18 protein-coding genes and 1 riboswitch are annotated in these 17,942 nt (G+C 73.4%); of the genes, 12 read left to right on the top strand and 6 right to left on the bottom strand.

All coding sequences use genetic code 11. The features are described from left to right. The first annotated feature begins 77 nt into the window (after window positions 1-77). Window positions 78-371: a hypothetical protein gene (locus tag RCG67_RS15600; protein WP_368827574.1), complete on the top strand. Its 294-nt coding sequence runs from the start codon at window positions 78-80 to the stop codon at window positions 369-371. 246 nt (window positions 372-617) lie between these two features. Here RCG67_RS15600 and RCG67_RS15595 read toward each other — a convergent pair whose 3' ends face one another. The 3 genes from RCG67_RS15595 to RCG67_RS15585 are packed head-to-tail and all read right to left on the bottom strand — an operon-like array spanning window position 618 to window position 3,240. Then, on the bottom strand, window positions 618-1,808 hold the full coding sequence (locus RCG67_RS15595; RefSeq protein ID WP_368827573.1) for an acetyl-CoA C-acetyltransferase: 1,191 nt from the start codon (window positions 1,806-1,808) through the stop codon (window positions 618-620). Beyond that, complete coding sequence (locus RCG67_RS15590; protein WP_368827572.1) at window positions 1,805-2,506, bottom strand: 3-oxoacid CoA-transferase subunit B; 702 nt, start codon at window positions 2,504-2,506, stop codon at window positions 1,805-1,807. The genes RCG67_RS15595 and RCG67_RS15590 overlap by 4 nt, the downstream gene beginning before the upstream one ends. Next, on the bottom strand, window positions 2,503-3,240 hold the full coding sequence (locus tag RCG67_RS15585; protein WP_368827571.1) for a CoA transferase subunit A: 738 nt from the start codon (window positions 3,238-3,240) through the stop codon (window positions 2,503-2,505). Before RCG67_RS15585 ends, RCG67_RS15590 begins: the two co-directional genes overlap by 4 nt. Before the next feature lie 142 nt (window positions 3,241-3,382). Between RCG67_RS15585 and RCG67_RS15580 the strand changes: the two genes are divergently transcribed. After that, on the top strand, window positions 3,383-4,162 hold the full coding sequence (locus RCG67_RS15580; RefSeq protein ID WP_368827569.1) for an IclR family transcriptional regulator: 780 nt from the start codon (window positions 3,383-3,385) through the stop codon (window positions 4,160-4,162). A 178-nt stretch (window positions 4,163-4,340) separates the two neighbouring features. Here RCG67_RS15580 and RCG67_RS15575 read toward each other — a convergent pair whose 3' ends face one another. Then, window positions 4,341-5,105: a 3-hydroxybutyrate dehydrogenase gene (locus tag RCG67_RS15575; protein ID WP_368827568.1), complete on the bottom strand. Its 765-nt coding sequence runs from the start codon at window positions 5,103-5,105 to the stop codon at window positions 4,341-4,343. 192 nt (window positions 5,106-5,297) lie between these two features. After that, window positions 5,298-5,400: riboswitch (SAM riboswitch) on the top strand. A 13-nt stretch (window positions 5,401-5,413) separates the two neighbouring features. On the opposite strand from RCG67_RS15575, the gene RCG67_RS15570 reads away from it, so the two are divergent. The 5 genes from RCG67_RS15570 (at window position 5,414) to RCG67_RS15550 (ending at window position 10,711) form a co-directional block, all read left to right on the top strand. After that, window positions 5,414-5,539, top strand: a complete 126-nt coding sequence (locus RCG67_RS15570) for a hypothetical protein (RefSeq protein WP_368827567.1) — start codon at window positions 5,414-5,416, stop codon at window positions 5,537-5,539. A 38-nt stretch (window positions 5,540-5,577) separates the two neighbouring features. After that, complete coding sequence (locus RCG67_RS15565; protein ID WP_368827566.1) at window positions 5,578-6,795, top strand: cobalamin-independent methionine synthase II family protein; 1,218 nt, start codon at window positions 5,578-5,580, stop codon at window positions 6,793-6,795. 303 nt (window positions 6,796-7,098) lie between these two features. Then, a complete protein-coding gene (locus tag RCG67_RS15560) occupies window positions 7,099-8,508 on the top strand; it encodes an MFS transporter (protein WP_368827564.1) in 1,410 nt (469 codons plus the stop codon). 145 nt (window positions 8,509-8,653) lie between these two features. Continuing rightward, entirely contained in the window at window positions 8,654-10,342 is a 1,689-nt protein-coding gene (locus tag RCG67_RS15555; protein ID WP_368827563.1) for a thiamine pyrophosphate-binding protein, read from the top strand. Window positions 10,343-10,438: 96 nt separating this feature from the next. Further along, window positions 10,439-10,711, top strand: a complete 273-nt coding sequence (locus RCG67_RS15550) for a hypothetical protein (protein ID WP_368827562.1) — start codon at window positions 10,439-10,441, stop codon at window positions 10,709-10,711. Between the two features lie 15 nt (window positions 10,712-10,726). On the opposite strand, the gene RCG67_RS15545 is transcribed toward RCG67_RS15550, so the two are convergent. Then, window positions 10,727-11,107, bottom strand: a complete 381-nt coding sequence (locus RCG67_RS15545) for a DUF1622 domain-containing protein (RefSeq protein ID WP_368827561.1) — start codon at window positions 11,105-11,107, stop codon at window positions 10,727-10,729. A 277-nt stretch (window positions 11,108-11,384) separates the two neighbouring features. Here RCG67_RS15545 and RCG67_RS15540 point away from each other — a divergent pair, with 277 nt between their 5' ends. From RCG67_RS15540 to RCG67_RS15525, 4 genes are all read left to right on the top strand, one after another. Next, window positions 11,385-12,593, top strand: a complete 1,209-nt coding sequence (locus tag RCG67_RS15540) for a thiolase family protein (RefSeq protein ID WP_368827559.1) — start codon at window positions 11,385-11,387, stop codon at window positions 12,591-12,593. Then, complete coding sequence (locus RCG67_RS15535) at window positions 12,593-13,378, top strand: enoyl-CoA hydratase/isomerase family protein (protein ID WP_368827557.1); 786 nt, start codon at window positions 12,593-12,595, stop codon at window positions 13,376-13,378. The genes RCG67_RS15540 and RCG67_RS15535 overlap by 1 nt, the downstream gene beginning before the upstream one ends. Before the next feature lie 13 nt (window positions 13,379-13,391). After that, a complete protein-coding gene (locus tag RCG67_RS15530; protein WP_368827556.1) occupies window positions 13,392-14,261 on the top strand; it encodes a 3-hydroxyacyl-CoA dehydrogenase family protein in 870 nt (289 codons plus the stop codon). A 151-nt stretch (window positions 14,262-14,412) separates the two neighbouring features. Continuing rightward, a complete protein-coding gene (locus RCG67_RS15525; RefSeq protein ID WP_368827555.1) occupies window positions 14,413-15,123 on the top strand; it encodes a tyrosine-protein phosphatase in 711 nt (236 codons plus the stop codon). Between the two features lie 13 nt (window positions 15,124-15,136). On the opposite strand, the gene RCG67_RS15520 is transcribed toward RCG67_RS15525, so the two are convergent. Next, complete coding sequence (locus RCG67_RS15520; protein ID WP_368827554.1) at window positions 15,137-15,562, bottom strand: hotdog fold thioesterase; 426 nt, start codon at window positions 15,560-15,562, stop codon at window positions 15,137-15,139. Window positions 15,563-15,719: 157 nt separating this feature from the next. On the opposite strand from RCG67_RS15520, the gene paaZ reads away from it, so the two are divergent. Next, complete coding sequence (gene paaZ / locus RCG67_RS15515; RefSeq protein ID WP_368827553.1) at window positions 15,720-17,816, top strand: phenylacetic acid degradation bifunctional protein PaaZ; 2,097 nt, start codon at window positions 15,720-15,722, stop codon at window positions 17,814-17,816. The last annotated feature ends 126 nt before the right edge of the window (window positions 17,817-17,942 follow it).

Raw genomic sequence — 17,942 nt, 5'->3', positions numbered from 1 at the left:
GCCCCGGGGCCGCCGCCCCGCCCGCGCCCCTCCCCCCCCCCCCCCCCCCCCCCCCGCACCGCACGGAAGGAACCACGATGGACGACTCCCTGGGCCGGGAACAGGCCGTCAGACTGCACCAGGCGCTCGAGCGTGCGTCGATCAAGCACCGCCGGCTCTGGGTGCGCTATCTCAGCCTCGGCGGGAGCGCCGACGAGCTCGAGGTCGGCGCGTACCTGCACCAGTGCCTGGAGCTGCCGGTGCGGGAGCGGGACCTGCTGTCCTGGGCGGCCAACACCCTGCTCGACCGCCGCTACCACCCGCGCGTGCCCTCGAGCGCCGACCTGCTGCGCCCGGGCAGCGACCGCGGCGTCCCGGAGCGCACCGCGTGAGCGGCCGGCCCGCCGGGCGCGGCCGGCTCGGTCCGCGCCGGCGGGCGGCCGGACCGCCCCGGACGCCGGGTCCGGGACCACGGGCGTCCCGGTGGCGCCGCCCGGGGCGCCGCGGCACCCCGTCCTGGCCGGGGCAGGGCCCCGACCCCGGGCAGCGGGCCGCGTCGTGGCGGTGCACCCGCCGACGTCGGTGACGGAGCCGCCGAGCCCTGACGCGCCGGTGGGGGCCGGTCGCGCCGGCGGGGGTCAGTCGCGGTAGAGCAGCAGCGCCTCGCCCTGCCCGCCGCCGCCGCACAGCGACACCGCCGCCCGGCCGGAGCCGCGGCGGGACAGCTCGAACGCCGCGTGCAGCGCCAGGCGCGCCCCGGAGGCGCCGATGGGGTGACCGACGGCCACGGCGCCGCCGTGGATGTTGGCCTTCTCCTCGGGGTAGTCGAGGTCTTTCAGGGACTGGATCAGCACGGACGCGAACGCCTCGTTGATCTCGATGAAGTCCAGGTCCTGCACGGACCAGCCGGCCTTCGCCACGGCCGCCTCGATCGCCCGGGACGGCTGGGAGTGCAGCGAGGTGTCGGGCCCGGCCACCTGGCCGGGGGCCCCGACCACGGCGAGGTGCTCGAGGCCGTGGCGCTCGGCGTACTCGCGGCTGGCCAGGACCAGGGCGGCCGCGCCGTCCGAGAGCGGCGAGGAGTTGCCGGCCGTGATGGTGCCGTCCTTCGCGAAGGCCGGGCGCAGCTTCGCCATCGACTCCGCCGTGGACTCCGGCCGGACGCCCTGGTCGGTGTCGACGACCAGCGGCTCGCCCTTGCGCTGCGGGACGGTCACGGGGGCGATCTCGTCGCGGAGGACGCCCTCCTCCGCGGCGCGCGCCGCGCGCCGGTGGCTCTGGGCGGCGACCCGGTCCTGCTCCTCGCGGGAGATCGAGCGCTCGCCGTTGCCGGACTCCGTGAGGGAGCCCATGGACACGCACGCGGCGACGTCGACGAGCCCGTCCTTGGCCACGGCGTCCTCGAGCTTGAGGTCGCCGTAGCTCTTGCCCTGCCGCACGCCCATCGCGAGGTGCGGGGTGTTGGTCATGGACTCCTGGCCGCCGGCCACGACGACCTCGGCCTCGCCCGCACGGATCATCCGGGCGGCGTTGGTGACGGCCACGAGCCCGGAGAGACAGACCTTGTTGACGGTCTCGGCGGGCACGTCCAGCGGGATGCCCGCCGAGACGGCGGCCTGCCGGGCCGGGTTCTGCCCGGCCCCGGCCTGCAGGACGTGGCCCATGACCACGTAGTCCACCTGCTCGGGGGCGATCCCGGCGCGCTCGAGCGCGGCCCGGATGGCGTGGGCGCCCAGTTCGGCCGCGGTGAAGGACGCCAGGTGGCCCAGGATCTTGCCCTGGGGCGTGCGGGCGCCGGACAGGACGACGACGTCGGTGGCGGTGCTCATCGGTTCTCCTCAGCGCCGCCGGGGGCGGCGGTCTCGGTGGGGACGGTGTCGGGGGTGACGTCCTGCAGGTCCGTGCGGAAGGACGCCTCGGTCTTTCCCCGGATCTCCTCCTCGGTGACGCCGGGGGCGAGGCTGCGCAGCACGAGGCCGCCGTCCTCGACGTCGAACACGCACAGGTCCGTGACGACGCGGTCGACCACGCGCACGCCGGTGAGCGGGAGATCGCACTCGGTCTTGATCTTCGCGGAGCCGTCCTTGGCCACGTGCTCGGTCAGCACGACGACGCGCGGGGTGCCGGCGACCAGGTCCATGGCGCCGCCCATCCCCTTGACCATCTTGCCGGGGATCATCCAGTTGGCGAGGTCGCCGGTGCCGGAGACCTGCATGGCGCCGAGGATCGCGATCTTGACGTGGCCGCCGCGGATCATCCCGAAGGACGTGGCGGAGTCGAAGATCGAGGCCCCGGGCTGCAGCGTGATCGTCTGCTTTCCGGCGTTGATGAGGTCCGGGTCCTCGTCCCCCTCGTAGGGGAACGGGCCCATGCCGAGCACGCCGTTCTCGGACTGGAGCACCACGTTCACGCCCTCGGGCAGGTTGTTGGCCACGAGGGTGGGGATGCCGATGCCGAGGTTGACGTAGTCGCCGTCGGAGAGCTCCACGGCGGCGATCGCCGCCATCTCGTCGCGGGTCCAGCTCATGCCTGGTCTCCGTTCTGCTGGTCGGTCCGCCCGGCCGGGCGGGGGCGGACGGTGCGCTGCTCGATGTCCTTGGGGGCGCCGCTGTACTGCGCGACGTGCTGGACGTAGACGCCCGGGGTCACGACGTGGTCCGGGTGGATCTGCCCGACCTCCACGAGGTGCTCGACCTCCGCGAAGGTGACCTTCCCGGCGGTCGCGACGATCGAGTTGAAGTTGCGCGCGGTGTAGCGGTACACGAGGTTGCCGTCGGAGTCGCCGGTGTGGGCGTGGACCAGGGCGATGTCGGCGACGATGCCGCGCTCCTGCACGTAGGTCTCGCCGTCGAACTCGGCGTGCGGCTTGCCCTCGGCCACGAGGGTGCCGACCCCGGTCCTCGTGTAGAAGGCGGGGATGCCCGCGCCGCCGGCCCGGAGCCGCTCGGCCAGGGTGCCCTGCGGATTGAACTCGACCTCGAGGACACCGTCCAGGTACTGCTGGGCGAACAGCCTGTTCTCGCCCACGTAGGAGGCGAGGACCTTCCTGACCTGCCGGTTCTCGAGCAGGACCCCGAGGCCCTTGCCGTCCACGCCCATGTTGTTGGAGACCACCGTGAGGTCCGTGACCCCGGAGTCCCGCACCGCCTCGATGAGATCCCGCGGGATCCCGCTGAGCCCGAACCCGCCCACGGCGAGCGTCATGCCGTTCCGCAGGCTCTCCGCCAGCAGCTCGGCGGCGTTGTCCCTGACCTTGGACACCCTGACCCCTCCCTCTCGTGCGACTGTGACTCAGACCTCAATCTAGGGAGCCTCCACATGTCGGTCAACAGGACCGCCGGAAGCGCAGGACTTCTCCTCAGCATCCGGCCATTCCTGCGCCGAGTGTCCATATAGTGGAGTCATGGGACAGGAGCGGACGGCGGGTGCGGGCACCCAGGTGGTCCACCGGGTGGCGCGGCTGCTGCGCGCCGTGGCCGGCCGGGAGCAGGGCAGCACCGTGGCGGAGCTCGCGGCCGAGACGGGGCTGACCCGCCCCACCGTGCACCGGCTGCTCACGGGGCTGGCCGAGGAGGGTCTCGTGGACCGCGCCGCGGGGACGGGGACCTGGCAGCTGGGCCCCGAGCTGTACGTGCTGGGCGCGGTCGCGGCCCACCGCTATCCGATCCGCGAGCTGGCCGGGCCGTCGCTGCGCCGGCTCGCGGAGGCCACCGGCGAGAGCGCGTTCCTGTCGGTCCGCCGCGGACTCGAGACCGTCTGCCTGGCGCGCGTGGAGGGGGCGTTCCCGATCCGCTCCCACGTCCTCTACGAAGGGCTGCGGCTGCCGCTGGGCGTGGCCTCGGCGGGGCTGGCGATCCTGGCCCACCTCCCCGACCCGGAGGTGGACCGGGTCCTCGCGGCGACGGCCGGAGCCCGCGCCGGCTGGGGCCCGGGCCACACGCCCGAGCGGATCCGGGCCCTGCTCGCGGACGTGCGGCGGGAGGGCTTCGCCGTGAACCCGGGGCTGATCGTCGAGGGCAGCTGGGGCATGGCCGCGGCGGTCTTCGACGCAACGGGGGCGCCGGTCTACGCGCTGAGCCTCACGGGCATCGAGCCCCGGTTCACCGGCGAGCGCCGGCAGCCCCTGGGGCGGGCCCTGCTCACGGAGGCCCACCGGCTCTCCCGGGAGCTGGGCCACCGCTGAGCGGCCCGGGCCGGCGGCGGACCGTCCGGGCAGCCGGACCCGTCCGGACCGGCAGCGGGCGGTCCGGGCCGCCGTGCTGTTCGGGCCGCCGGGCCCGGACGGACCGGCAGCGGGCGGTCCGGGCCGCCGTGCTGTCCGGACGCGGCACCGCAGCGCACCGCCGCGGCGTGGGGCGGGCTCAGCGCGCCGTCCAGCCGCCGTCCATCGTGTAGGAGGCCCCGGTGACCATGGACGCGTGCGGTCCGGCCAGCCACGCGACCAGGCTGCCGACGTCCTCCGGGTCCACGAGCTTCTTGATCGGCGTCTCGCCGAGCATGATCCGCTCCACCACCTCGGACTCGGGGATCCCGTGCACCTTCGCCTGGTCGGTGATCTGCTTCTCGACGAGCGGGGTGCGCACGTAGCCGGGGTTGATGCAGTTGCTCGTCACCCCGTGGGCCGCGCCCTCCACCGCGACGGTCTTGGACAGCCCCTCCAGGCCGTGCTTCGCCGAGACGTAGGCGCTCTTGTAGGGGGACGCCCGCAGCCCGTGCACGGAGGAGACGTTGATGACGCGCCCCCAGCCCCTCTCGTACATGTGCGGCAGCGCGGCGCGCACCAGCAGGAACGGGGACTCCAGCATCAGCACCAGGATCCGGTGGAAGTCCGCGGGGTCGAACTCCTGGAGGGGTGCGACCTTCTGGATGCCGGCGTTGTTGACCAGCACGTCGACCTCGAGGCTCAGCTCGGCGAGCGCCGCGGTGTCGAGCAGGTCGACGCCCCACGCGCGGCCGCCGAGCTCGTCCGCGACGCGCCGCGCCCCGGCCTCGTCGACGTCGGCCACGACCACGTGCGCGCCGGAGCCGGCGAGGGCCCGGGCGGCGGCCAGGCCGATGCCGCTCGCGCCACCGGTGACGAGCGCCGTGCGGCCCTCGAGGTCCTGCTGCTGGGGCGTCCGGGACATGGGGGTCCTTCCTCTGGTCCGTCGTGCCCGCGGGGTGAGGGGCACGGATCACCGCCACGGTATGTGATCCAGGCCATGTTCGCGAAGGACAGCGCCGCCCGGGAGCGCGCGCCGGGTCGCGTCACACGGCGTCATGTCCGTCATCCGGGCGCCGAATGGCGCAGCGCGCACGGGTGCGCTTGGATGACAGGGTCACCATCCAGAGCGGCCGAGAGATCTGGCTCGACGACGCCGCAGCAACCCGGGCGACGGCTTCCCGCCCCGCCTCCGGTGCTACCGCCAGGACCGATGGAAAGGACGCACGGCCCATGCCGCACAGCACCGACCGCATCCGCACGACCCACGCCGGGCCCCCCCCCCGGACCCCGGCGCTGCTCGAGGCGAACCGGGCGAGGGGCGGCGCCGAGCTCGCCTCCCGCCGGCTCCGGCCCTGACCGCCCCCGCTTCCCCGCCGTTCCCGAGGAGGACACCCATGACCATGCAGAACACCGACCACGTGCAGACCACCCACGTGGGCTCCCTGCCGCGCACCCCGCGGCTGCTCGAGGCCAACCAGCAGCACGCCGACGGCGCCATCACGTTCGAGCAGCTCACCGCCGAGCTCGCCACGGGCGTCGAGGACGTGGTGCGCCGGCAGCGCGAGATCGGCCTGGACGTCGTCAACGACGGCGAGTACGGGCACACCATGTCCAGCGCGGTCGACTACGGCGCGTGGTGGAACTACTCCTTCTCCCGCCTCGGCGGCCTCACCCCCTCCGACGAGGACCGGTGGGCGTCGACGGAGAAGAAGCGCTCCTCGCCCGGCCACATCGTGCTCACCAGCTTCCCGGACCGCCGGGACCGCGAGCGCTTCCGGGAGGCGTACGAGGACCCGGCGTCGGGCATCCTCACCGGGCGCTCCTCGACCAAGCAGCCCAAGATCACCGGGCCGCTCCGCTACACCGGCCAGGAGGCCGTGGCCTCGGACGTCCGCCACCTCCGGGCCGCCCTGGAGGCCACCGGGGCGGAGACCGGGTTCGTCGCCGCCCTCTCCCCCGGCTCCGCGGCGCGGGTGACGAACGAGTACTACGAGACCGACGAGGAGCTCGTGTACGCGTGCGCCGACGCGATGCGCGAGGAGTACCTGGCGATCACGGACGCCGGGCTGACCGTGCAGATCGACGACCCCTCCATCGCGGAGTCCTGGGACCAGATCAATCCCGAGCCCACGGTCGAGGACTACCTGGCGTTCACCCGGCTGCGCGTCGAGGCCCTCAACCACGCGCTGCGCGGGATCCCCGAGGAGCAGGTCCGCTTCCACCTGTGCTGGGGCTCCTGGCACGGCCCGCACACCACGGACCTCGAGCTGAAGCACCTCGTGGACCTGATGCTGACCATCAACGCCGGCGGCTACACCTTCGAGGGCGCCTCGGCCCGCCACGCCCACGAGTGGAAGGTCTGGCGGGACCACCCGCTGCCCGAGGGCCGCGTGATCATCCCCGGGGTGGTCTCGCACTCGACGAACGTGGTGGAGCACCCCGAGCTGGTCGCGGACCGGATCGAGCAGTACGCCTCCGTGGTGGGCCGCGAGAACGTCGTCGCCTCGACCGACTGCGGGCTCGGCGGGCGCCTGCACCCGCAGATCGCGTGGGCCAAGCTCGAGTCCCTCGTCGAGGGCGCCCGCCTGGCCTCGGAGCGGCTCTACCGCTGAGCCGCCGCTGTCGACGCCCCCGCCGCGCCGCCGGGCCCGGTCCTCCTCGAGGGCCGGGCCCGGCGGCGTTCCGGCGGGCGCGGTCCCGGCGCCGCGGCTCCCGCCGGGAGGCCGGCGGGCTGACCCCACCGGCCTCCTGCAGGTGAGGTGCGTCACATTTCCGACGGATGAATCGGCCGTTCCGCACGGATGGTGACAGGCATCACTTTCATCCGTAGTATCGTCTCGAACTACCGAACGTTCGGTCATAATCCGTTCGGTTCCGCCGAGGACGTCGCCGTCCCCGACCACACTGGAGATCCCATGGCGCACACTTCATCCGCCCCGGCCGGGCGGCACGAGATGTCGCGCGAGGAGCGCAAGGTCCTCGCCGGCACCCTCGTGGGCACCACCATCGAGTGGTACGACTTCTTCATCTACGCCCAGGCCGCGGCCTTCGTCCTGGCCCCGCTGTACTTCGCGCCGCTGTCCGAGGAGAACGCCGGCCTCGCCCAGGTCGTCGCGTGGGCCTCCCTGGGCATCAGCTTCCTGTTCCGCCCGCTCGGCGCGGTGGTCGCCGGCCACCTCGGCGACAAGTACGGCCGCAAGCTCGTCCTGGTCCTCACCCTCGTGGGCATGGGCGCGGCGACGATGCTGATCGGCCTGCTGCCCACCTACGCCACGATCGGCGTCTGGGCCCCGATCTTCCTGGTGCTGCTGCGCATCATGCAGGGCTTCTCCGCCGGCGGCGAGTGGGGCGGCGCGGCCCTGATGTCCGTGGAGCACGCCCCGCGGAACAAGCGCGGGCTCTTCGGCGCCTACCCGCAGATCGGCGTGCCGCTGGGCATGCTGCTGGCCACGTCCTTCATGTTCGCCCTCACCTCGATGATGACCCCCGAGGACTTCCAGGCCTGGGGCTGGCGCATCCCGTTCATCTCCTCCGTGGTGCTCATCGTGGTCGGCTACCTGATCCGCAAGACCGTGGACGAGTCCCCGGTGTTCAAGGAGATGCAGCTGCGCAAGAAGGAGTCCTCCGCTCCCCTGGGCCAGCTGTTCAAGCACAACTCCAAGCAGGTCACCCTCGCGGCCCTGATCTTCGCCGCCAACAACGCCGCCGGCTACCTGGTCATCGCGTTCTTCGCCTCCTACGGCGCCAACGTGCTGGGCATGCCCCGGTCCCAGACCCTCATCGCCTCCCTCATCGGCGGCGTGGGCTGGCTCGTGTTCACGATGTTCGGCGGCTGGATCTCCGACAAGATCGGCCGCGTCCGCACCTTCCAGATCGGCTACGGGATCATCATCCTGTGGGCCGTGCCGATGTGGTTCCTGCTCGACACCGCGTCCCTGCCGCTGTTCGCCCTGTCCATCGTGATCCTCACCGTGGGCCTCGGCCCGTCCTACGGACCGCAGTCGGCGCTCTACGCCGAGATGTTCCCGGCCCGCGTGCGCTACTCGGGCGTCTCGATCGGCTACGCGTTCGGCTCCATCATCGGCGGCGCGTTCGCCCCGATGATCGCCCAGCTGCTGCTCAACGAGACCGGGATGTCGTGGACCATCGGCGTCTACATCGCCGGCATCGCGATCGTCTCCTTCATCGCCGTGTCCATGGTCCCGAAGGACATCCAGGAGATCGACCTGCACGTCCAGGACGTGCACCAGGACTACGTCTCCGAGCACCCCGAGGCCGCGGAGATCCTCGCCGCCGCGGAGGCCGCCGAGAAGCAGCGCGACTGACCTCGGCCCCGGCACGCACGACCGAGCCGCCCGCCGGCACCCACGGGTGCGGGCGGGCGGCTCCGCCCGTGCCGGGCCCGCCCCGAGCACACCCCAGCTCCCACCCCGGGGGCTCCCACCGGAGCCCCGCCGAAAGGACTCCTCCATGACCGCCGACACCACCACCGGCACGACCACCGATCCCCTGCTCCCCACGGTCTCGACGGCGGTGGCCGACGTGCTGGCCGAGCGCACCGAGCACCTGTTCGGGCTGATGGGCAACGGCAACGCGCACCTGATCAGCTCGCTGACCTCTCGCGGCTTCGGCTTCACCTCCGCCCGTCACGAGGCCGCCACCGTGGCCATGGCCGACGCCTACCACCGGGCCACCGGGCGGGTCGGGGCGGCCACGACCACCTACGGGGCCGGGTTCACCAACACCTACACCGCCCTGGCGGAGGCCCGGATGGCCCGCATCCCCCTGGTCCTCGTCGTCGGCGACGCCCCCACCACCGGCGCCCGCCCCTTCGACATCGACCAGACCGGAGCGGCCGCCGCCGTGGGGGTCACCACCCTCGTCGCCGGCCCCGACAACGCGGCCGCGATCACCCACCGGGCCTTCGACCTGGCCGCCCAGACGGTCCAGCCCGTGGTGCTGGCGATCCCCTACGACCACGCCACCGCCGCGCTGGCGGACCCGGTGGAGCTGGACCCGCTGCCGGGCAAGCCGGCCTGGAACGCCCAGGCCGAGGAGCTCGACCGCATCGCCGCCCTGCTGCGCGGCGCCGCCCGCCCGCTGATCCTGGCCGGGCGCGGGGTGCTGCTGGCCGGGGCCGCCACCGCCCTCACCGAGCTCGGGGACCGCCTCGGGGCGCTGTTCATGACCTCGGCGATGGCCACCGGGATCTTCGACTCCCCCTGGGACCTGGGCATCGCCGGGGGCTTCACCCGCGCCCACCGCCTGGACCTGGCCCGCCAGGCCGACCTCGTGCTGGTCGCCGGGGCCTCGCTGAACGCCTTCCAGCTGCGCTACGGCACCCTCTTCGGCGAGGGCACCCGGGTGGTCCGCATCGACAACGAGCCCGAGGACCGCACGCCCCCGGTCACCGACTACGTCCGCGCGGACCTGGGCCCGGCCCTGGAGGCCCTCACCGGCCGGATCCCGGCCGCCGACCCGCAGCGCACCTGGCGGGCGGCCGCCCCCGAGGTCGCCACCGAGGACTTCCGCGGCTCCGCCCCCGTGGAGGACCCGGCCGAGTTCGGCCCCGACGGCCGGCTCAACCCCCGCGCCGTCGTCGCGGCCCTCGAGCACGTCCTGCCGGAGGAACGCTCGGTGGTGATGGACGGGGGCCACTTCATCGGCTGGGCCCCGATGTACCTGAGCGTGCCCGACCCGCAGGCCATGGTCCTGGTCGGCACCGCCTTCCAGTCCATCGGCCTGGGCTTCGGCTCCGCCGCCGGGGTCTCGGTCGCCCGCCCCGAGCGCACCACCGTGTTCGTCTCCGGTGACGGGGGCGGGCTGATGGGCCTGGCCGACCTCGAGACCTTCCTGCGTGCCACCCGCCGCGGGGTGGTCGTGGTGCTCAACGACTCCGCCTACGGCGCCGAGCTGCACCAGTACGCCTCCAAGGGCCTGGACCCCACCGCGATGCTCATCGACGAGGTCGACTTCGCCGCCCTGGGACGGGCGATGGGCGCGGCCGGGACCAAGGCCACCTCCCTGGCCGATCTCACCGCCCTGGCCGACTGGCTGGACACCCACGACGAGGGCGTCTTCGTCCTGGACGTGGCCATCTCCCAGCAGGTCGTCGCCGAGTTCATGTCCGCCTCCCTCACCGCCGGCAGGAGACTGTAGACCCGGGTGGTTCTCGCCGGCCGGTCCGTGCCCCTGTGCGGGCTGCCCGTGCCCCGGTCCCCCGATATCCTGGTGGCAGCGGGCAGAAGGAGTCGGATGGACGATCGGACGGTCGCCAGGACGCAGGCCAGGATGATCCGCACCGCGCTGACGAGCAGCGGACTGGGAGCGCGCGACCTGTGGGTGCGGTACGTCCACCTGGGCGGAGAGGTCGGAGAGCTGGAGCTCGACGCCTACCTGCACCACGCCCTGTACCTGCCGCCCCGGCACCGGGACGGCCTCGCGCGGGCCGCCAACCAGCTGGCGCCCGGCCACCGCGTTCCGTGCAGCCGTGACCTGCGCCCGGAGGAGTACCCGCCCGAGGCCTGACGGCCCGGGCGGGCCCTACCCGGCCTGCGGGGACCGGAGGGCGGGCTCCCTGTGCTCCTTCTGCCAGGGCCACCGGCCCGTGATCTCGAGCTCGAGGGACCAGCTGAGGAAGGTGCGCACGAGCACGATGAGCGCCAGCACCCCCACCGACTCGAACGTGGGGGTGATGGCGACGGTCTTGATGATGTCCGCGGCCACGAGCAGCTCCAGGCCCAGCAGGATCGAGCGGCCGAGCCGCTGCCGGTAGCTCTCGTAGGTGCCGCGGTCCCCGCCGCGGCTGCCCAGCAGCTCCCTGAGGGCCAGGAGGCTCGCCACCACCGTCCCGATGACGATGGCGACGACGCCGGCGACGTCGACGGCCTCCCCGACGAGCTCCATGGACTCCTGGAACGACATCCTGCACCTCCGGTGACCCCGGCGCGGCGCCGGCTCGTGTCTGCGATGAGGACGCCAGGATCTCACGGGCCCGCGGTCCGGCGGCGGCCTCCCGGGACGCCGCCGGACCGCGGGCCCCCGGGTCCCGGTCCGGGAGCGCACCGCGGGCCACTGCGTCGGCGCGCTCTGTTGACCATGCGGGCGCCCGCGTGGGAAGGTTTGATGAACGATCGGTCAGTAAATTCGGGCGACGGTGCCCGGACGTCGGCCGCTCCCCGTCGCGACAGGAGTTCCTTCCATGCCCTCATCCCCTCAGGCCCTCCTCGTCGGCGGGGCCCGCACTCCCGTGGGCCGCTACGGCGGCGCGCTGGCGAGCGTGCGCCCCGACGACCTCGCCGCCCTCGTGGTCAAGCACGCGGTGACCGACGCGGGGATCGACCCGCACGACGTCGACGAGGTGATCCTCGGCAACGCCAACGGCGCCGGCGAGGAGAACCGCAACGTCGCCCGGATGGCCTGGCTGCTGGCCGGCTTCCCCGACACCGTCCCCGGCATCACCGTCAACCGGCTGTGCGCCTCCGGGCTGTCCGCGATCATCATGGCCTCGCACATGGTCAAGGCCGGGGCCGCCGACATCGTCGTCGCCGGCGGCACGGAGTCCATGTCCCGCGCCCCCTGGGTGATGGAGAAGCCGGCCAAGGCGTACGCGAAGCCCGGCGAGGTGTTCGACACCTCGATCGGCTGGCGCTTCACCAACCCCGAGTTCAAGAAGCACGACAAGATGACCTACTCGATGCCGGAGACGGCCGAGGAGGTCGCGATCGTGGACAGCATCTCGCGCGAGGACGCCGACGCGTTCGCCGTGGCCTCCCACGAGAAGGCGATCGCCGCGATCGACGCCGGGCGGTTCGCCCCCGAGATCGTCCCGGTCACGGTCAAGGGCCGCAAGGGCGCCGAGACCGTCGTCGACACCGACGAGGGCCCCCGACCGGGCACCACGATGGACGCCCTCGCCAGGCTGCGCCCCGTGGTCGACCACGGCACGGTCGTCACCGCCGGCAACGCCTCCTCCCTCAACGACGGCGCCTCGGCGATCCTCGTGGTCTCCGAGCGCGCCGCCGAGAAGTACGGCCTGACCCCCCGGGCCCGGATCGTCGACGGCGCCTCCGCCGGCGTGCCCCCGGAGATCATGGGCATCGGCCCCGTCCCCGCCACGCAGAAGGTGCTCGGGCGCACCGGGTGGGGCATCGACGACCTCGGGGCGGTCGAGCTCAACGAGGCCTTCGCCAGCCAGTCCCTCGCCTGCATCCGCCGTCTCGGCCTCGACGCGGGCACCGTGAACAACGACGGCGGGGCCATCGCGCTCGGCCACCCGCTGGGCTCCTCCGGCTCCCGGCTGGTCGTGACGCTGCTGGGCCGGATGGAGCGCGAGGGCGCGGACCGCGGCCTGGCCACGATGTGCGTGGGCGTGGGCCAGGGCACCGCGATGCTCGTGGAGAAGCTCTGATGGTGGGTCCCAGCGAGATCCTCGGCGGAGAGTTCGCCGCCCTGCGGCTCGAGGAGCGCGAGGACCGCCTGCACGTGGTCCTGGACCGCCCCGCGGTGCGCAACGCGATCGACGCGACCATGGTCGAGGAGCTGCACACGGTCTGCGGCTACCTGGAGCGGCACCCCAAGGTCCTGATCCTCTCCGGCACCGAGGTGAACGGCAGGGGGATCTTCGCCTCCGGCGCCGACATCGCCCAGCTGCGCGAGCGGCGCCGGGACGACGCCCTGGCCGGGATCAACTCCCAGATCTTCGACCGCATCCACAAGCTGCCCATGCCCGTGATCGCCGCCATCGACGGATACGCCCTGGGCGGCGGCGCGGAGCTGGCCTACGCGGCCGACTTCCGCATCGCCACCCCGCACCTGCGGATCGGCCAGCCGGAGACGAACCTGGGGATCATCGCCGCCGCCGGCGGGCTGTGGCGGCTCAAGGAGCTGGTCGGCGAACCCGTCGCCCTGGACATCCTGCTCGCCGGCCGGATCCTCGACGCGGACGAGGCCCTCGCCCTGCACCTGGTCACCGAGCTGCACGAGCCCGCGCAGCTCGTCGGCGCCGCACACGCGCTCGCCGACCGGATCGGCGCCCAGGACCCCCTGGCCGTGCGGATCTCCAAGCGCGTCTTCGCCGCCCCGCCGTCGGCCCACCCGCACATCGACGAGCTGGCCCAGGCCGTGCTCTTCGAGTCGCAGGCGAAGTTCGACCGCATGCAGGCCTTCCTGGACCGCAAGAAGAACAAGAAGTAGGAGCACCCGGACCATGACCGAGAAGCACGCACTGGCCGTTCCCGCCGCCGTCGGCGTCCTGGGCGGAGGCCGCATGGGCGCGGGCATCGCCCACGCCTTCCTGCTCGCCGGGGCGAAGGTGACCGTGGTCGAGCGCGACGGGCAGGCCGCCGAGGCCGCCCGGGAGCGGATCGAGCGGGACCTGGCCAAGTCGCTGGAGCGCGGGAGCGTCGACGGCAACCTGGACGAGTGGGCGGAGAACCTGACCGTCTCCCTCGACCACGCCGACTTCGCGGACTGCGAGCTCGTCGTCGAGGCCGTCCCCGAGGTGTGGGACCTGAAGGTCTCCGCCCTCCAGGAGGTCGAGGGCCACCTGGCCGGGACCGCGTGGCTGGCCACCAACACGTCGTCGCTGTCCGTGGACGGGCTGGCCGAGCAGCTGGCCCGCCCCGAGCGGTTCTGCGGGCTGCACTTCTTCAACCCGGTGCCGGCCTCGAAGCTCGTGGAGGTCGTGAACTCGAAGCACACCGGCGAGGAGCTCAGGCAGCTCTCGGTGCAGTGGGTCGAGGGCCTCGGCAAGACCGCGGTGGTCGTCAACGACGCCCCCGGCTTCGCCTCCTCGCGGCTGGGCGTGGCGATCGCGCTCGAGGCCATCCGGATGGTCGAGGAGGGCGTGGCCTCGCCCGCCGACATCGACAACGCCATGGTGCTGGGCTACAAGTTCCCGGTCGGCCCGCTGGCGCTGACGGACATCGTGGGCCTGGACGTGCGCCTGGGCATCGCCGAGTACCTCGCCTCCGAGCTCGGGCCGCGGTTCGAGCCCCCGCAGCTGATGCGCGACATGGTGGCCCGGGGCGAGCTCGGCCGCAAGACCGGCAAGGGCTTCTTCGCCTACGACCAGTAGCCCCGCCCCTGCCCCTGCCGCCGAACCCACCGGTGCTGCCCGGGACCGCACGAGGAGTGCCGCCGTCCCGGGCGGCACCGGTGGGGTCCGTGCGCCCGAGCAGGGCTCGCGGGACGAGCGGGCCGTCGGACGCCGGTCATAGGGTGGGGGCATGCACGCACAGCCCGGTGCCCCCGCCACGTGGGACGGCGCGCTCAACGCCCGGCGGCTGGCGGGCGACGTGTGGCGGATGGGCCGCTCCGAGCGGCTGAGCCCCGCCGGCTGGCGCGCCGCCGCCGCGGACGGCGTGCGCACGGTCGTGGACCTGCGCAACGCCGACGAGCGACGCCGAAGGCCCACGGACCCCGTGGACGACCCGGCCGCCCGCGCCGGCATCACGGTGCTGCACCGCCCCACCGAGGACCCCGCCCACCCGCAGTTCCCGCTGGTGGGCACGCCCTACCTCAACCACCCCCGCGGCTACCGCGCCTACCTGCAGCTGTTCCCGGACCTCCTCGCCGACGCGGTGCGAGCGGTGGCGACCGCCGAGGGCGCCGTGGTGGTGCACTGCTCGGCCGGCCGGGACCGCACCGGGGTGCTCGCACTGCTGCTCCTGGGGCTGGCCGGCGCGCCCCCGGAGCGCCTCCTCGCGGAGGACGAGGCCGCCGCCCGCGGGATCAACGAGTGGCACCGCGTCTCGCCCGTCCCGCACCCCGTGGAGCGCCACCACCCCGAGCGCGAGCTGACCGCGCTGCTCGCGGAGCGCCGGGCGGCCCTCGAGGAGCTGCTGACCGGGTTCGACGCCTCGCGCTGGCTCGTGGAGGCCGGGCTGGCCCCCGAGGAGCTGGCCGCCCTGCGCCGGCGGCTCGGCCGCCCGTCCTGATCCGGCCCCGGACCTACGTCCCGGCCGGCTGCGGCCTGTCCTTGAGGAAGTTCGTGATCCGCACGGTGCACAGCCGTGCGCCGTCCTCGTGCTCGATGACCACCTCGTGGCAGGTGAGGGACCGGCCGAGCTGCAGGGCGGTGGCCGTGGCGGTCACGGTGCCCGCGCGGGAGGACCGGTGGTGGGTGGCGTTGACGTCCACGCCCACGGCGACCTTGCCGAGGGTGGACGCGTGGATCACCGCCGCCCAGGAGCCCACGGCCTCGCCCAGCGCCACCATGGCCCCGCCGTGGAGCAGGCCCAGCGACTGGCGGTTGCCCTCGACCGGCATGGAGGCGACCACGCGCTCCGCCGACTCCTCGAGCACGGTGACGCCCATCTTCTCGTCGAGCTCGCCCAGCACGATGCGCCAGGGCTCGTGGGTCTCGGTCGTGGTCATGGCGCTCCTCGGGGCTCGGCGACGTGGTGCGGGACCACCGTGGGGCGGTGGTCCCGGCGTGTGACGTAGGTTATCGTGGTCATAATACCGAACGATCGGTCAGGATGCGGGCGACGGACCGTCCCCCGCACGCACCCGAGCGAAAGGACCACGCACCGTGGCAACGGCAACACAGACCCAGACCATCCTCCCCAGCTTCCTGAGCGGCCGGTGGTGGACGCCGGAGAACCCGCAGAAGGTCACGGAGGTGGCCGACGCCTCGACCGGTGCGGTCATGGCGCGCGTGTCCACGGACGGCATCGACATCGCCTCGGCCGTGGAGCACGGCCGGACCGTGGGCCAGCGCGCCCTCGGGGAGTTCACCATCCACGAGCGGGCGCTGAAGCTCAAGCAGCTCGCCCAGTACCTCACCGAGCACAAGCAGGAGCTCTACGACCTCTCCTACTCGACCGGGGCCACCCTGAAGGACCACTTCTTCGACGTGGACGGCGGCATCGGCACCCTCTTCACGTTCTCCTCCAAGGGCCGGCGCGAGCTGCCCAACGCCAACGTCATCGTGGACGGCGCCGTGGAGCAGCTCTCCAAGGACGGCTCCTTCCTGGGCGAGCACATCTACACCCGGATGCCCGGTGTGGCCGTGCAGATCAACGCGTTCAACTTCCCGGTGTGGGGGATGCTCGAGAAGTTCGCCCCGGCCTTCATCGCGGGCATGCCGACCGTGGTGAAGCCGGCGACGCCCACCGGCTACGTCACGGCCGCCTGCGTCCGCCTCATGCTCGACTCCGGCATCCTGCCCGAGGGCTCGCTCCAGCTGATCTCCGGCTCCGCCCGCGACCTGCTCGACCACCTGGACTACCGCGACCACGTGGCCTTCACCGGCTCCGCCGGCACCGCGCAGTCGCTGCGCCAGCACGACAACGTCATCAACGGCGGGGTGCGCTTCACCGCCGAGACCGACTCCCTCAACGCCGCGATCCTCGGCCCCGACGCCACCCCGGAGACCCCGGAGTTCGAGGCGTTCGTGAAGGCGGTGTTCACCGAGATCACGTCCAAGGCCGGGCAGAAGTGCACGGCCATCCGGCGCGTGATCGTCCCGCAGGACCGGGTGGAGGACGTCGTGGCGGCCGTCGCCGAGCGCGTGCGGCAGCGCGTGGTCATCGGCGACCCCCGCACCGAGGGCGTCACCATGGGCGCCCTGGCCTCCAAGGAGCAGCAGGGCGAGGTCCGCAAGGCCGTGCAGCGCCTGGTCGCCGCCGGCGGCACCGTCCGCCTGGGCGGGCCGGACGCCCCCGTGGGCGACGCCGACACCGAGGCGGGGGCGTTCTTCCCCGTCACGGTGCTGTCCTTCGACGACCCGGACACCCCCGAGGTGCACTTCGTCGAGGCCTTCGGCCCCGTGACCTCCGTCCTCGGCTACACCGACGTCGACGACGCCGTGCGGCTGGCCGCCCTCGGCGGCGGCTCGCTCGTGGCGACCGTGTGCACGAACGACGGCGCGACCGCCGCCCGCTTCACGGCGGGCATCGGCTCCCACCACGGGCGCGTGCACTTCCTCAACCGCCAGGACGCCAGGACCTCCACCGGCCACGGCTCCCCCATGCCGCACCTGGTCCACGGCGGCCCGGGCCGCGCCGGCGGCGGCGAGGAGCTGGGCGGCGTGCGCGGCGTCAAGCACTACATGCAGCGCACCGCGATCCAGGGCCCCCCGGACATCCTCACGGCCGTGACCGGCGTGTGGCACCGGGGCGCCGCGGCGAACACCGTGACCCGCGAGGCGGTCGAGAACGGCACCGGCGAGCACCCGTTCCGCAAGTCCCTGGAGACCCTGCGGATCGGCGACCAGTTCGCCTCCGAGCTGCGCACCGTGACCCTCGAGGACATCACCGAGTTCGCCGAGAGGACCGGCGACACCTTCTACGCGCACACCGACGAGGAGGCCGCCACGGCCAACCCGTTCTTCCCGCGGCGGGTGGCCCACGGCTACCTGCTGGTCTCCTGGGCGGCCGGGCTGTTCGTGGAGCCGGCCCCCGGCCCCGTCCTGGCCAACTACGGGCTGGAGAACCTGCGGTTCATCACCCCGGTGACCTACGACGACAGCATCCGGGTGACCCTCACCGCCAAGCAGATCACCCCGCGGGTCACCGACGAGTACGGCGAGGTCTGCTGGGACGCGATCCTGCACAACCAGCACGACGAGATCGTGGCGACCTACGACGTGCTGACCCTGGTCGCCAAGACCTGGCCCGCCGCCTGACCGCCGGCCCGCGCACGCGGGCCCTGATCCGTCGAGCCCCCACGGTGCACGCGACCCCCCACGCCACGGCGTGGGGGGTCGCGCTGTTCCTGGGGGTTCGGCGACCGCCACGGCCGGGGCGGCCTG

The sequence above is a fragment of the Kocuria cellulosilytica genome, assembly GCF_040981245.1.
GTDB lineage: Bacteria > Actinomycetota > Actinomycetes > Actinomycetales > Micrococcaceae > Kocuria > Kocuria cellulosilytica.
This window is presented reverse-complemented; position numbering and strand designations above follow the sequence as displayed.